Here is a 15,444-nt window from a genome sequence, read left to right as displayed (position 1 = left end):
GGAGAGTCGCCTGGGCGAGTCTCGGAACATGCCACGCACCGAGTTCCTGTTCCTCTCCGAGCACGACATGGTCGCGGCCGGGGTCCGGGATGCCGCGCGCAGCGTGGACATCGCGGACGAAGTCTTCCGGCTGCTGCACAGCGGCGACTTCCTCATGGGCGGCCCGAACCGCAACAACCACGGCCTCGGGCTCGTCTTCCCGCCCACGTCGCCGTTCCCGAACATGCCGGTCGCCGGCCCCGACCGGCGCTTCGTCGCGATGCCCGCCTACCTCGGGGGCCGCTTCGACGTCTGCGGCATCAAGTGGTATGGCTCGAACGCCGCGAACCCCGCATCGGGCCTGCCCCGGTCTGTGCTGACCGTGATGCTCAACGATCGCGGGACCGGCGAGCCGCTCGCCCTCCTCGCCGCCAACAGCCTGAGCGCGGTGCGAACCGGTGCCGTTGTCGGCGTCGCCGTCCGCTACCTGGTCCCGACAGTTCCCCGCAGACTGGCGGTCATCGGATGCGGGGTCATCAATCGCGCCGCCGTCGCGGCCCTGCTGTCCCAGCTCTCATTCACCGACGTCGTCTGCCACAACCGCAGCCGCGGCAAGGCGGAGGAGTTCGCTCGCTGGCTTGGCGACGAGCACGGTCTCGCATCGCGCGTGGCCGACTCAGCCGAGGAGGCGGTGCACGGTGCCGACGTCGTGACCGTCGCCGCATCCCGCGCCGCCCCGCTCGAGGTGCGGAGCGAGTGGTTCACGCGCGAGGCGGTGATCCTGCTGAGCGGGCCGATGCAGGCCAACGACGAGCTGTGGACGCAGTCGCGCCTCGTCTACGACCACATCCCGCTCCATCACGCCTACGTCGCCGACGCCCGCGCCTCCCCCGACCTCGACGCCGCCTACGGGGCGACCATGGGCGGGCCGCTCTACCGGCTCATCGATCAGGGGCGCCTGCCGCAGCTCGACGACTCCGAGGACCTCGGAGCCGTGATCGCGGCGGGCACTTCGCCACCTCGTGGACGCACCGTCTTCATCTCCTGCGGGATGGCGGTGTTCGACGTCGCATTGGCCTTCGGCGTGCTGGCCTCGGCGCGCGAGCGCGGGATCGGCACCGCCCTGGAGCTGTGGGGCGACGCGTGAAGATCCGGAATCACGACGAGCTGCGGGCGACCGGCAGCGCGACGTCCCGCGCGATGGTGCTCGACATCGTCGAGGACGCGCTCGCTCGTGTGGACTCGTACGACCGCATCCGCTCCATCATGTCTCTCGACGGGGACCTGCTGCGCATCGGGCACCGGGAGTGGGATCTGCGCACGAAGCGCAACGTCTATCTGATCGGCGCCGGCAAGGCGTGCAACGCGATGGCCATGGCCGTCGACCACGTGCTCGGCGATCGACTCACCCGCGGGATCGCGATCGTGAAGATCGCCGAGGACTCAGATCGGTTCCATCGCACCGAGGTGCACGTGGGCGGCCACCCGATCCCCGATGGGCGGGGCCACGCGGCAGCGCTGCGCGTCCTCGACCTCGTCGACGCGTCGGGTCCCGACGATCTGTTCATCGCCGTCATCAGCGGAGGCAGCTCGGCACTGATGAACGTCCCGGTCGACGGGATCAGCGTCCGCGACGAGGCGATCGCCACCGAGCTCCTGCTGACCTCGGGTGCCGGCATCGCCGAGATCAACGCGGTGCGCAGGCACATCTCCCAGGTCAACGGAGGACGGCTCGCCGAGCGCATCCGCGCGCGCGGCGCGGAGCTGATCGGTATTGCGATCTCCGACGCCGTCGGGCGGCCCGGAACAGAGGACATCGCCGAGCCGGATCCCGGCTACCACGGCACACCGATCGGACCGGACCGCACCACGTTCGCCGACGCCCGGGCGACCATCCGCGACTACGAGCTCGCCGACCGGCTGCCGCGGAGCGTGCGGGACTTCCTGGCGACTGCCGGCCCGGAGGCGGAGACCCCGGCCGCGACATCCGGATGCACCTACTTCCTCGTCAACAGCCTGCCCGACCTCGCCGCGGCGGCCGAGGACGCGGCTCGAGCGAAAGGGCTCCGCGTCCACGTACTGACGACCGGGCTGACCGGCGAGAGCCGCGATGCGGGCGCCTTCCTCGCGGCGATCGCGGCGGAGGTGAACGCCACCGGGCGGCCGTTCGCCGCACCCTGCGTGATTGTCTGCGGCGGCGAAACCGTCACCTGGATCCGCGAGCACGACCGCATAACAGGGCGTGGCGGACCGTCGCAGGAGCTCGCACTCGGCTTCGCGCTGGCCGCGAGCGGCATTCCCGGCGCCGCCCTATACGCGATGGATTCGGAGGGGACCGACGGCACCTCGCCTGCGGCCGGAGCTCTCGTCGACTCGACGACCGCGGATCGTGCCCGCGTGCTCGGCGTCGATCTGCGGGCGCACCTGCGTGGACATTCGTCCTACGAGGCGCTCTCGAAGGTGGGTGACGCGGTGCGGACCGGCAACACCGGCACGAACCTCTGCGACCTCAACGTGCTCTACGTGCCGGGGAGCCCGCGATGACCCGGATCACCGAGGTCATCGCGCGCCAGGTACTGGACTGCAAGGCGCGCCCGATGGTGGAGGTCGACCTTGTGACGGCGTCCGGGCACCTCGGCCGGGGTGCCGCTCCGACCGGCTCGTCGGTGGGCGCGCACGAAGCGGTTGTGCTGCGCGACGGCGATCCGGGCGACTACCGGGGGCTCAGCGTCCACACCGCGGTGCGCAATGTGCTTGACGAGATCGTTCCGGCCATCATTGGCAGGGACATCGTCGACCAGGAGGGGTTCGATCGCATCCTGATCGACCTGGATGGCACGTCCGACAAGAGCCGCCTCGGGGCCAACGCCGTCTACTCCGCTTCCGTCGCGTTCCTGCGGGCGCAGGCCCACGAGGCCGGCCAGCCCGTCTACCGCCATATCGCGCGCGAACCGCTGCGCAGCATCCCGGTACCGGCGTTCAACATGATCAACGGCGGGCGTGCCGGTGACGTGGTGCAGCCGTTCAACGAGTTCCTGGCCGTGCCGGTCGGAGCCCGCGACATCGACGAGGCGGTGCAGATGGGGGTGACGCTGTTCGCCGTGCTCGGGGAGGTGCTCACCCGCTTCGCCGCCCGGCCGCCCAGTGTGGGCGGATCGTACGGGTACCTCGCACCGTCATGCGATCCCGGCGTCGTGCTCGCCCTGATGGAGGACGCGGTCGTCGAAGCCGGATATGCGGGACGGGTCGCGTTCGCCCTCGACTGCGCGTCGAGCGAGTTCTACGACCGTGAGCGGGGCACCTACCGCTACGCGGACGCCGAGGTGACCGGCGCCGAGCTCATCGAGCGCGTGCGGTGCCTGAGCCTCAACCACGACCTGCTCTTCGTGGAGGACTTGCTCGACGAGGACGACTGGGCCGGGTTCACGCTGGCCAAGCAGGTGCTGGACCGGACACTGATCCTCGGCGACGACCTCATCGTCACGAACCGCGATCGGCTCGAGCGGGCGATCGCCGAAGCAGCCGTCGACGGGTTCGTCCTGAAGCCCAACCAGGTCGGCACGATCTCGGAGGCCCTGGACACTCACGAGCTGGCCCGGCGCAACGGGATTCTCTCGACCCCCTCCGGGCGCTCGGGCGGAGTCGTCGACGACATCGTCATGGATCTCTCTGTGGGACTGCAGGCGCCGTTCCAGAAGAACGGTGCGCCGCGATCCGGCGAGCGGATCGAGAAGCTGAACTTCCTCATCCGCGCCGCGCAGAAGATCGCCGGGGCAGAGCTCGCTCGCCTCGACGATCTCGCGCGGTTCGGCCCTGGACCAGCCGCAGGGTCCTCGCCGCCGGATCGCTGATCCGGACGCCGTCGTAGCCGAGCACCTCCATCAGTTCCTTCCCCTTCTCAGGCCGTTCTCCGCCACGAACCGGAGGATCTCCTCCGCAGCGCGTCCGGGCCGCTCCTGCTGGATCGAATGACCGGAGTCCTCGATCTCGACGCTCTCGCCCCGCGGGCTCAGCGCGGCGATGCGGGCTGCCTCGGCGGCCACCAGGCTGCGCAGCGGCTCCACCCGCCGCATCCCGATCAGAATCCGGATGGGCACCGGCGATGGAGAGGATTCGAGACGCGCGACCACCTCGCGGGAGCGGTAGAGCTCGCGGAGTTCGCGCCGCGCGGTGCGCAGGTCCCCCACGGTCAGCTGATCCTCCAGCGCGACGGCCAGGTCGCACGGGGTGTACTCGGGCCACCGGCCGTCGGCGAACGGGCGGAGCAGCCGCCGTCGGAATCCCAGCTGCGACGCCCACTGCCAGCGCGCGTACATCGCGCGGACGCCACGCATCGACCGTTCGCCGAACACCGCCGAGAACGTGGGGTCGACCAGCACCAGCCCGGTCACCCGGCCCGGCGCCCGCTCCTGGATCAGGCGGATGATGGGACCGCCCCAGCTGTGCCCGACGAGGACGACCGGCTCGTCGATCCCCGCGGCGTCGAGGACCTGCAGCGCGTCGCTGGCCATCGCGTCGATCGTGCGCGACTGCGGCGACACGTCGCTCCCGCCCAGGCCGGCCCGGTCGTACGACAGGGTGCGGCAGCTCGCCGCGAGGATCCGCTGGACGCCGATCCAGGTGCCCGCGGCATTGCCGAGCCCGCACTCGAAGAACAGCGCGGGCCCCCGCGCTCCCCCCTCGACGACCCGCATGGATCGACCGTCGAGCAGGGTCAGGTACCTCTCGGTGAGACCCTCGCCGGCGTCGCGCGCTGTCATCCTCGTGGACCGGCGGGCGCCGCGGTCGTACATCTGCGATCCGCCTACTTCGGCGAGATCTGCAGGATGTACGGCGTGACGTCGCTCGAGAAGGCGCTGAAGTCCTTCCACTCGAACGCGCCGGACAGGGCGACGCTGATGTTGCCGGCGTACAGCGGGATGTAGGGCACATCCTCGCCGACGATCTTCAGCAGCTCCGAGTAGTACCCGAACCGCTTGGCGGCATCGGTGGTCGCGTCGGCCTTGTGAATCAGGTCGTCGACCTTGGGGTTCTTGTAGTCGGCGAAGTTGTTCTGGCCGACGGCGGTCGCCGAGCTGTCGAGCGCCAGACGAGGCATGCCGCCCGGGTCCGGGGTGCGGTTGCTGAAGTAGGTGTACGAGATCGGCACCTCGGAGTGTGGCTTGGAGAACATGTTCTGGTATTGCGCCTCCGACTGCACGGTGACCGTGATGTTGATGCCCAGCTTCTTCAACTGCCCGGCGATCGCCTGCGCGGTCTCCACGTAGCCGCCGTACGACGGGGTCTTCAGCTCGGCGCTGAAGCCGTTCGGGTACGCCGACTGGCTCAGCTCGCCCTTCGCCTTGTCGAGATCGAAGTTGTAGGCCGGGAGCGAGCCGATCAGCGCGTCCACCTCATGTTGACTCGCGATCGACAGCAGCTGAGCCGGCGGGATCAGGGTGGAGTCCGCCACGGCGTTGCCGCCGATGACGTTGATGATGTCGTCCTTGTTGATCGCGTAGGCGACAGCGCGACGGACGTGCACGTCGTTCCACGGGGCGACGCCGACGTTCATCCAGAACATGCCCTGACGGGTTCCGGGGACCGAGGTCACCTTGGTGCCCGCGGTCGCCTCGAACGTGCGGACGTCGCTCGGGAACGCGACGTCGAGCTCGCCGGTGCGGAACGCGAGCGCCTCGCTGTTCTCGTCGGCGAAGCCCTGCAGGGTCGCCGTGGCGATCTTCGGCTTGCCGCCCCAGTAGTTCGGGTTGGCCGTGAACGTCACCTTGCCGTTGGTCGAGTCCAGCTCGTTGAGGACGTACGGACCGGTACCGATGACGCCGGTGCCGGGCTTGCCGAAGTCCTTCGCGTTCTTCGACTGGTGCTGTGCGTCGAAGACATAGCCGTTCAGGGCGAGGACGTACTGGAAGCTCGCGGTGGGGGCCTTCAGCGTCACGACGACGGTTTGGTCGTCGCGCGCCTTGATGTCGGTGATGTCGGCGTAGCGGAACGACTCCGAGAACTCCGGTTTGCGCTCGTAGTTGATCGACGCGACGACATCGTCGGCCGTGAGCGCGCGACCGCTCGAGAACTTCACGTCGTCGCGCAGGTGGTACACGTAGGTGACGTCGTCGGTCTGCTCGACGGACTTCGCGAGGTTCGGCTCGACCTTGCCGGTCGGGCTGAGCTTCATCAGGGTCTCGAGCATGAACGCGTCGATCTGACGAGCGAACCCGACGCCGGGGTCGATGTTGGAGAAATCGAGTCCGACGACGCCGACGCGGATCTTGTCGGCCATGGACGAAGGGGTGGAGCCGGTGCAGCCGGCCGCGGCGAGCGCCACCGACAGCACCGCCGCAGGCAGCAGTGCACGGGTTGTGAAACGAGTTCTCATGGTGCGGAGTCCTATTTCTGAAGGGGAGAATCGGTTGAGCAACGGTGACATGCCCCTGGAGGGTGAGGTAGACCACTCTTCTTTGTGCAGCCGCAAGCAAACCTTTGGGCTGACCGCGTGGATCACTGATTCGCTATGACCTGGGTGCCGGCGTTCGCTGCACGGTGACGCGGACGATCGTGCCGTGGAATCCGCGCGACGGATCGAAATCGTCCCAGCGGACGCCGACCCCGCGGCCGATGTAGAGCTGCCGCACCGGAGGTACGTGGAGCTGCGGGATGGACAGTTCCGCCGCCTGTTCTCGGTCGAGGCTCACGGTCACTCGTGCGCTGTCCGCCTCGCGGCGGAACCTCACCACCAGCGTGTGCCGCCCTTCCGTCATCGGGAGCGACGACGGGATGCGGTGCTCGCCGGTCAACCCGAATGTCAGGATGGGGACTCCGTCGACCACGTGACACGACCAGATCGGCCGGGTCGAGAAGGTGTACGGATTCGGGTGGTGTGCCCAGAGCACCCCGGACGACTCCGGGCCGGCTACCAGTTCGGCGGTGAGCTCGAAGGAGCCGGCGAGGAGGTCCGACGTCGTCACCGGCTGGCTTCCGGCGAAATAGACCTCGCGCGGTCTCGGGTCATCGCGCAGGGACCGGATCGAGTCGGGTCTGTCCCCGCTGTCGGAGATCGGGAGGACCTGATTGCGCTCGGCCTCGGCCTCCCAGAGTCCGACCATGCCGGCCAGGCGATCGGGCTCGGCGTCCGCGAGGTCGACGGCCTCAGAGAAGTCCGAGCCCAGGTCGAACAGAGCCCAGTGATCCTTCGCGAAATCGACGCTGCCCTCCATCGGAGGCTCCCACATCTCCGGGAACGGAAGGTGGTCCGTGGTCGCCTTCCAGCCGTCGTGGTAGATCGCCCGCGAACCGAGCATCTCGAAGTACTGGGTGTCCCGCGGAGCCGGGCTCGACGCGTCATCCATCGTGGAGAGCATGCTCGCCCCGTCGATGGCCTGCTGATCCACCCCGTCGACGGACGGATCGGGGGAGACGCCCGCGGCCTCCAGGATGCTCGGCATGACGTCGACGACGTGGACGAACTGCCGTCTCGCCGCATTGTTGTCCCGGCCGATCCGCGAAGGCCAGTGCACGATGAGCGGAGTACGCACCCCGCCCAGCCACGAGTAGCCCTTCCAGTAGCGGAACGGAGTCGTCCCTGCCCACGTCCATCCCCGGGCGTAGTGATTGTGCGTTCCGACACCGCCGAACTCGTCGACGTGCTCGAGCATGGTCGCTACGTCGTTCGGCTGGAACTTGGCCCAGGTTCCCGCTCGCGAGGGATGGTGCGCCGCCCCGTTGTCGGACGTGAGGTAGATGACGGTGTCATCGAGCTGATCGCTGAGCCGGAGGTACTCGACGATCCGGCCGATCTGCTCGTCGGTGTGGGTGAGGAAGCCGGCGTAGACCTCCATCTGCCGGGCGAACACGCGGCGCGCGTCCTCGCCCAGCTCATCCCAGGCCGGCACGGACGGCGGCCGCTCGGTGTTGACGGTTCCCGCGGGGATCACCCCGAGCTCCAGCTGCCGCTGGAACCGGCGCTCGCGCTCGACGTCCCATCCGTGATCGAAGGCGCCGCGGTAGCGCTCGATGTGGGAGGCGGGCGCCTGATGCGGCGAGTGGACCGCGCCGGGCGCGAAGTAGAGGAAGAACGGGTCGTCTCCCCGCGCGGCGCGGTGGGTCTGCATCATGGCCAGGGCCTCGGTCACGAGATCCTCGGTGAGGTGGTAGCCCTCCTCGGGCCCGTAGGGCACATCGGCCGGCGAGTTGTCGCGCACCAGGTCGGGGAACCACTGGTCGGTGAGCCCGCGCATGAACCCGTAGAACCGGTCGAAGCCTAGCTGCAGGGGCCAGCGATCGAAGGGACCGCCGGGTCCCGACTCGTCGCGCGGTGCGATGTGCCACTTTCCGACCGCGAACGTTCCGTAGCCGGCATCGCGGAGATGGCGGGCGACCGTGGCCGCCGACCGGGGGACCCGTCCGGTGTAGCCCGGTGCTTCCGCGGGTACGTCGGCGAGCATGCCCATTCCGACGGCGTGATGGTTCCGGCCGGTCAGAAGGCTGGCGCGGGTCGGCGAGCACAGCGGTGTCGTGTGGAAGTTGGTGTACCTCAGCCCGTCACGTGCGAGGGCGTCGATGGCGGGCGTGGCGATGCTCGACCCGAAGCACCCGAGCTCCGCGAATCCGAGATCGTCGAGCAGGATCACGACGACGTTCGGCCGCGAGCGCCGCTTCTCGCCGGTCACATCGCACCCCGGATCGATCGCGCGCAGCGGAATCCGATGTGGGTGGCCGCGGAGTCCACGCTCTGCCGTGAGCGCGCGGCCGGGCGGTACCTCAGGCAGTAGTCCGGTGAGCACAGGTGGGAGCCGCCCTTGAGCACCCGGTCGCCGGAGGTCGCGTCCGGCCCGCACCCGCAGTGTCCGGAGCCGTCTCCGCTCTCGTGTGTGGACCATGTCGTGTCCGTCCACTCCCAGGTGTTGCCCGTCATCTCGAACAGCCCGTAGCCGTTCGGCGGGAACGAGCGGACGGGAGCCGTCCCGATCCAGCCGTTCGCCCCGCTGTTCAGGTACGGGAACCTGCCCTGCCAGGTGTTCGCGCGCAGGACGTCAGGCTCCTGAGGATCGTCTCCCCAGGCGAATCGTGCGCCCACGAGGCCGCCGCGCGCCGCCCACTCCCATTCCGTCTCGGTTGGCAGTCGCTTGCCCGCCCACGCCGCGTAGGCCGTGGCGTCGTCGAACGCGAGCTGCACGACCGGGTGGTCGCCCGTCCCCTCGATCGTGCTCTCGGGTCCACGGGGATGCCGCCACTGCGCTCCCGGAACCCATCGCCACCATTGACGCCAGTCATCGAGATCGACGGGGCCGCGAGTCGGGGTGAAGACCAGCGACCCCGCAGCCCGGCCCGCCGGCTCCGGGATGTCGAACTCGGCCGGGTCCAGAGGCCGCTCGGCGACGGTCACGTAGCCGGTCTCGGCGACGAACCGGGCGAACTCCGCGTTGGTCACCGCGGTCTCGTCGATCTCGAACGCGGCGACGGCGACCTCGACGACAGGGCCCTCCTCCGGATAGAACTCCTCCGAGCCCATCAGGAGCGTTCCACCCTCGATCCTGCGCATCATGCGGTCAGCTCAGGGCGATCCGGGTCGTGCGGGCGGCCAGCTCGCTGATGCGGGATCCGTCGTATCCGAGCACGGCGCTACGCATCCGATCGTCGAGCGGTTCCACCCAGTGACGCGGAATGCCGGATGCCCCGGTGAGCACGCCGGCGACGCATCCGGCCGTGGCTCCGTTCGAGTCGGTGTCCAGTCCGGCCTGGACGGTGAGGCCAATCGCGGTCGTGAAGTCCCCCTCCGACCAGAGCAGGCCTGCCGTGACCGCAGCGGCGTTGTTGACGGCGTGCACCCAGTGGTAATGGCCGAGCTCGGCATCCGCCTTGTCGAGCGCGGCATCCCATCCGAGGCCCGCGTCGTACGACTCGAGGACCCCGCGCACAGCGACGGCGAGCCGGGATCGCGGAGGGATGTGACGAAGCGACTCGACGACGGCATCGCGAGGGCCATCGGCCGTGAAGGCGGCCGCGACCAGGGCCGCCGCCCACATCTCGCCGTACACGCCGTTCCCGCGGTGGGAGAGCGTCGCATCCTCGATCGTCTGCAGGGCCGCCGCCCGGGGACGCCCCGGATTCGTAAACCCGTGGATGTCGGCCCGGATCTGCGCCCCGATCCATTCGCGGTGAGGATTCCGGTAGCCGCCTGTCGCGGGCGGCCGCACTCCCTCGAGCAGGTTCGCGATCGTGATGATCTCCGCCGTGAAGGTGAGGAGAACGGGCAGGCGGGAGAGCCACTCCGCGGCGACGTCCGAGCCCGTGTACTCCCGGCCGTAGGTCTCCAGGACATGCAACCCGATGATCGTGTAGTCGAGATCGTCGTCGCGCGCCGAGCCGTGTATCCGGCCTCGAGCGGTCTCAGTCCAGCAATCGCGGAACCAGAGCTCGCCGTACCGGTCGGACTCGATCGGGACGTAGTCGCGCAGCGGGTAGGCGTCGACCGACTCCAGGTACCGCCTGATGACGGGACGTGTCCAGGTCTTGCCGCCCTCGACGGGCTTGCCGAGATTGCATCCCGCGACTCGCCCGAGCCAGCCGCCGTGCACCCGATCCTCGATCCGCGAATCCGATGACGGAGGCGGGGAGTCGTCCGCCGGCAGCGCGGCGACGATGTCGTCGCGGCTGTCCGGCTCCTCGAACGCCCAGGTCGGATCCCGGGGCAGATCGTCGAGGGCGTCGAAGATCTCCCAGACCATCGCGGCGGGCGGGTCGGCGGGCAGCGCGGCGAATTGCGCCTCGAGGCCGGACGGGTCGTACCCCGTCTCCCGGCGTTGCTCGAACTCGTACCGCAGCCGAGCCGAGGGCGACAGCTGCGGTTCGAGGGGTTCGAGTCCCTGGTACTCCACCATGTCAGCCCTCCCCCAGCCAGCCGGCTTCCGCGGACGGAACCGAGGCGATCAGCTTCCGCGTGTACGGGTGACTCGGTGTGCCGAGCACGTCGTCGACCGCTCCGGCTTCGACCACCGAGCCGTTGTGCATGACGTACACCCGCTCCACCACCTGGCGCACGATCGACAGGTCGTGGGTGATGAAGAGGTACCCGATCCCGTGCTCCTCGCGGATGCGCGAGAACAGGTTGAGCACCTGCGCCTGCACCGACACGTCGAGCGCGGCGACGGGTTCGTCGCAGATCAGCAGCTTGGGGTGCACCGCCAGCGCACGCGCGATCGCCACGCGCTGATGCTGGCCGCCGGAGAGCGCCGCGGGCTTCCGCTGCGCGTACTCGGGCTCGAGGCCCACCGAGTGCAGCAGCTCGCCCACCCGCTGCGACATGTTCCGCGCGGAGGGGTCACGGATCGAGATCGCCTCCGCGAGCGCCGAGCCGATCGAACGGGTCGGGTTGAGCGACGAGTACGCGTCCTGGAAGATCATCTGCACCGTGCCGCGCAACTTCTTGCGGTCGCGTGCCGACAGCTTCGACCAGTCGGATGCGTCGATCCCGTCGATCTCGATCGTCCCGCCGGTGAGCGTCTCCAGGCCCGCGATCGCGCGCCCCAGGGTGGTCTTGCCCGAGCCGGACTCTCCCACCAGTCCGACCCCCTCCCCCTCTCCGAGCCGGATGGACACCGACTCGAGCGCGGTCGCGGTCCGCTGACCGGAACGGAACTCCTTGTGCGCGTCGGTGACGACCACCAGCGCGGTCGCCGGCTCCGCCGCGAGGGTCTCCACCGCTTCCGCCTCGGCCGCGGAACGCACCTCGCGCAGCTCGCCCCGGATCCCGCCGATGCGGATGCACCTGCTCAGCCGCCCCGGCTCGACCTCGCTCAGTGCGGGGCGCCCGGCGAGGCACTCGGGCTTCGCCCAGACGCACCGCGTCGAGAACGGGCAGGCTGTCGCGACCTGATCGGCCGGCGGCACGGAGCCCGGGATCGCCACGAGCTCCGCGATCCGCCGGTCGGCGGGGGGCTCGGAGAGCAGCAGACCCTGCGTGTAGGGATGGAGCGGCTCGTGCTCGAGTTCGCTCGACGTCGCCGTCTCGACCATCACGCCCGCGTACATGACGTAGGCGCGATCGCACATCGAGAACGCGATCCGGAGGTCGTGGGTGATGAGGATCAGGCTCATCCCGCGCGCGAGCTGCAGCTTCTTGATGAGCGCGAGGATGTCGCGCTGGGTCGTCACGTCGAGCGCCGTCGAGGGCTCGTCCGCGATCAGCAGCTCGGGCTCGCGGGCCAGCGCCGCCGCGATCGCGACGCGCTGCCGCATCCCGCCGGAGAGCTGGAACGGGTACCGGTCGGCGACGCTCGCATCGGTGATCCCGACCTCGGTGAGCCGCCGGACGACGTCCTGCCGCCGCTGCGCACGGGTCATGCGGGACCGGTCCTCGGGACGCAGGGAGTCCTCGATGATCCGGCGCACGCGGAACACCGGGTTCAGCATCGTGAACGGGTTCTGCATGATCAGCCCGATGCGGGAGCCGCGCACCCGCTGCCACGCGTTCTCGTCCAGGGCCATGAGGTCGACCTCGGCGAAGTTCGCCTCACCCTCGGCCCGGATCCCGCGCGGCAGCAGCCCGATCAGCGCCTTCGCGGTCATCGACTTGCCGCTGCCGGACTCGCCGACGATGGCGATCGACTCGCCCGGCGCGAGGGACAGGTCCACGTCGTCGACGATCATGCGCTCGGATGCGCCCGCGACGACGCGCAGTCCGTCGACGGTCAGCCCGGTCATCGCGACACCCCCCGGCTCGACAGCCGCTCGTAGACCCAGTCACCCGCGATGCTCACCGTCGTCGCGGTGAGCACGATCATCGCGGCCGGGGCGAGCACCGCGACCGGGTTCACGAAGAGCAGGCTGCGGCCCTCGGCGACCATCAGGCCCCAGTCGGGAGTCCCGGCGGCGACGCCGAGGCCGAGGAACGAGAGCCCGGCGAGCGCGACGAGCGACCCGGCGAAATTGATGCTGGCGTTCGCGATCGCCGCCGGGGCGACGTTCGGCCAGATGTGGGTGAGCAGGATGCGCGGCTCGGAGACGCCGATGGACTTCGCCGCCTCCACGTAGGGGCGCGGCGCCTGCTCGAGCGTCGCGCCGCGGATGATGCGGGCGTCCCCCGGCGCCACCAGGATGATCAGCAACACCACCGCCAGCCAGTAGCTGCCGCCGAAGGTCCCGGCCACCACGATCACGACCAGAGTTCCCGGCAGCGAGAAGGTCAGGTCGACCCAGCGCATAATGATCGAGTCGATCCGGCCGCCCCGGTAGCCGGCGAGCAGGCCCAGGATGTTGCCGAGCACCATCGCGCCGAGGGCGATGACGAACGGGCCCACCACGGCGCTGGCCGTGCCCGCGAGGATGCGCGAGAGGATGTCGCGGCCGAGCGCATCAGTGCCGAGCCAGTGCTCGGACGACGGCGTCGAGAGTCCGAGTCCCAGGTCCTGCTGCATCGGGTCGTACGGCGAGACCAGACGGCCGAAGACGGCGAGCAGCACGATGAGCCCGAGGATCGTCAGGGTGACGACCACGAGCACGTTCGGCCGGGTCCGCGGCGCCTCGAGCAGCGAGATGACCTCGGTACGGGCGCTCATGCGAGGGTCCTGTTCCGCACCCGCGGGTCGGCCGCGAGGTACGCCAGGTCGGCGAGCAGGTTGAAGCCCATGACGATCAGCGCGATGAAGATCGCGACGCCCTGGATCATCGGCAGATCCTGCGAGTTCGCGGCCTTGACCACGAGCGAGCCCATGCCGTTGATCGAGAACGTCACCTCGATGAACACGGCGCCGATCAGCAGGAAGGCGAGCACCATCGCGCTGACGCCCAGGATCGGGATCATGGCGTTGCGCAGCACGTACTGAAACAGCACCTTCGACCGGCTGAGTCCCCGAGCTCGCGCGAACGTCACGTAGTCCTGGTCGAGCACCGCGAGCACGGCCGCCCGGACGTGCTTCACCACGAAGGCCGATCCGACGATCGCCAGCGAGAAGGCGGGCAGCGTCAGGTGCCACAGCCGGTCCAGGAAGCCCTCGCCCGCGCCGAACGCCGGGAACCAGCCCAGCGCGGCCGAGAACACGTAGAGCAGGAACACGCCGCTGACGAAGGCCGGGGTGCTCAGGCCGACCACGGTCAGCGCGACGAGGCCGCGGTCGGCGAGAGTGCGCTGCCGGAGCGCCGCGAGCACGCCGACCACGAGGCCGATCGCCATCTCGATGACGAACGCGTAGAGTGCCAGGAACACCGTGACGGGCAGCCGCGCGAGGATCTCGCCGGTCACGGGCAGCGTGGTCTGTATCGACTCGCCGAAGTCGAGCCGCAGCGCGCCCCGCAGCCAGATCCAGTACTGCGTGATGAACGGCTCATCGAGGTGGTACTTGGCGGTCAGCGCCCCGACGGTCTCGGGGGTGCGCGGCACGTTCTTCAGCAGGACGTCGATCGCGCTGCCCGGCGCGAGGTAGAGCAGCGAGAACACCAGGAACGAGATGACGAACAGCAGCACGAGCATGGCGAGCAGCCGTCGCACGATGAACCAGACGATCGCCACGGTCAGCGTCCGAGTTCGACGCCGGGCCAGTCGACGCTGACGCTCTTGGCGCGCACCGGCTCCGACATCCCGTCGCGCAGGTAGACGTACTCGAGGGATGAGGCGGTCGTGAACGAGGCGACCTCGCCCTCCGGCGTCATCGCGACCATGTTCATGACGGCGGAGTCCGGGAACTCCAGGGCGATCGGCAGCAGGTCCTCGATGGCGGCGCGGCCGGCGTCGACGAGCGGCTGCCCGGCGGCGAGGCGCGAGATGACGTCGCGCACGAGCCCGCCGCGCATCGACACCTCGCCGAGTCCGGTGCAACCGGCGGCGCCGTACCGGTCGTCGGCGTAGATGCCGGCGCCGACGATGGGCGAGTCGCCGATGCGGCCCGGGTACTTCCAGGCCCAGCCGCTCGTGCTGACCGCGGCGGCGAGGTGCCCGTGCACGTCGCGGGCGACGACGTTGACGGTGCCCGCAACGTGCTCCGGGTCGGCGGCGAGCGCGGTGAGCTGCGCCAGCGGGCCGCGAAACATCTCCAGCTTGCCGGGCAGGACGCCGTTGATTCCCTTCTGCCACATGTCACAGGTCTCGTCGGTGAGCAGGTCCTCCGGCGTCATGCCGATCTCGGAGGCGAACCGGGCGGCACCCTCGCCGACCAGGAACGTGTGGGGCAGCTTCTCCATGACCGCGCGCGCGACCGTCACAGGATGGCGGTACCCCGCGATCGCGCCGACGGCGCCCACGCGACGGTTCGCGCCATCCATGATCGCGGCGTCGAGCTGCACCTCGCCCAGGAGGTTCGGGTAGCCGGTGTAGCCCACCGAATGGTCGGCGGGATTGTCCTCGACGAGCCGGGTCGCAGCCTCGACCGCGTCGACGGCGCTGCCGCCCGCGGCGAGGATCTCCCACGCCGCCGGAAGGCCGATCTCCGCGTTGTGACTCCCCGCGACGACCGCGGTATTCGATGGATCCGGCTTCAT

General features: G+C 69.6%; 12 protein-coding genes. 3 read left to right on the top strand and 9 right to left on the bottom strand.

Annotated elements, in window-relative coordinates:
- The first annotated feature begins 28 nt into the window (after positions 1–28).
- From ACQPY0_RS19795 to eno, 3 genes are read left to right on the top strand one after another with little or no spacing between them, the layout of a single operon-like run.
- On the top strand, positions 29–1,126 hold the full coding sequence (locus tag ACQPY0_RS19795; RefSeq protein WP_432990878.1) for a hypothetical protein: 1,098 nt from the start codon (positions 29–31) through the stop codon (positions 1,124–1,126).
- Complete coding sequence (locus ACQPY0_RS19790) at positions 1,123–2,523, top strand: glycerate kinase type-2 family protein (RefSeq protein ID WP_432990876.1); 1,401 nt, start codon at positions 1,123–1,125, stop codon at positions 2,521–2,523. Before ACQPY0_RS19795 ends, ACQPY0_RS19790 begins: the two co-directional genes overlap by 4 nt.
- The gene (gene eno / locus ACQPY0_RS19785) at positions 2,520–3,830 is read left to right on the top strand and encodes a phosphopyruvate hydratase (protein WP_432990874.1); all 1,311 of its coding nucleotides are present in this window, start codon (positions 2,520–2,522) and stop codon (positions 3,828–3,830) included. The genes ACQPY0_RS19790 and eno overlap by 4 nt, the downstream gene beginning before the upstream one ends.
- A 30-nt stretch (positions 3,831–3,860) precedes the next feature.
- Here the strand turns inward: eno and ACQPY0_RS19780 are convergent, their stop codons facing one another.
- From ACQPY0_RS19780 to ACQPY0_RS19740, 9 genes are all read right to left on the bottom strand, one after another.
- On the bottom strand, positions 3,861–4,739 hold the full coding sequence (locus ACQPY0_RS19780) for an alpha/beta fold hydrolase (protein ID WP_432990872.1): 879 nt from the start codon (positions 4,737–4,739) through the stop codon (positions 3,861–3,863).
- Between the two features lie 44 nt (positions 4,740–4,783).
- Positions 4,784–6,352, bottom strand: coding sequence for an ABC transporter substrate-binding protein (locus ACQPY0_RS19775; RefSeq protein WP_432990870.1), 1,569 nt, complete (start codon positions 6,350–6,352; stop codon positions 4,784–4,786).
- Between the two features lie 133 nt (positions 6,353–6,485).
- The gene (locus ACQPY0_RS19770; protein ID WP_432990868.1) at positions 6,486–8,642 is read right to left on the bottom strand and encodes an arylsulfatase; all 2,157 of its coding nucleotides are present in this window, start codon (positions 8,640–8,642) and stop codon (positions 6,486–6,488) included.
- Positions 8,639–9,517: a formylglycine-generating enzyme family protein gene (locus ACQPY0_RS19765; RefSeq protein WP_432990866.1), complete on the bottom strand. Its 879-nt coding sequence runs from the start codon at positions 9,515–9,517 to the stop codon at positions 8,639–8,641. Before ACQPY0_RS19765 ends, ACQPY0_RS19770 begins: the two co-directional genes overlap by 4 nt.
- A gap of 4 nt (positions 9,518–9,521) precedes the next feature.
- A complete protein-coding gene (locus ACQPY0_RS19760; protein WP_432990864.1) occupies positions 9,522–10,853 on the bottom strand; it encodes an ADP-ribosylglycohydrolase family protein in 1,332 nt (443 codons plus the stop codon).
- 1 nt (position 10,854) lies between these two features.
- Positions 10,855–12,675: a dipeptide ABC transporter ATP-binding protein gene (locus tag ACQPY0_RS19755; protein ID WP_432990862.1), complete on the bottom strand. Its 1,821-nt coding sequence runs from the start codon at positions 12,673–12,675 to the stop codon at positions 10,855–10,857.
- Entirely contained in the window at positions 12,672–13,529 is an 858-nt protein-coding gene (locus ACQPY0_RS19750; RefSeq protein ID WP_432990860.1) for an ABC transporter permease, read from the bottom strand. Before ACQPY0_RS19750 ends, ACQPY0_RS19755 begins: the two co-directional genes overlap by 4 nt.
- Complete coding sequence (locus tag ACQPY0_RS19745; RefSeq protein WP_432990858.1) at positions 13,526–14,479, bottom strand: ABC transporter permease; 954 nt, start codon at positions 14,477–14,479, stop codon at positions 13,526–13,528. The genes ACQPY0_RS19750 and ACQPY0_RS19745 overlap by 4 nt, the downstream gene beginning before the upstream one ends.
- A gap of 2 nt (positions 14,480–14,481) precedes the next feature.
- Positions 14,482–15,444 (bottom strand): N(4)-(beta-N-acetylglucosaminyl)-L-asparaginase, encoded by a 963-nt coding sequence (locus ACQPY0_RS19740; RefSeq protein WP_432990856.1) that lies wholly within the window; start codon positions 15,442–15,444, stop codon positions 14,482–14,484.

This window comes from Dactylosporangium sp. CA-233914 (genome assembly GCF_050942935.1).
In the GTDB taxonomy this organism is placed as follows: Bacteria; Actinomycetota; Actinomycetes; order Mycobacteriales; family Micromonosporaceae; genus Dactylosporangium.
The sequence above is the reverse complement of the archived record's forward strand: the minus strand, read 5'-3'. Positions and strand labels throughout refer to the sequence as shown.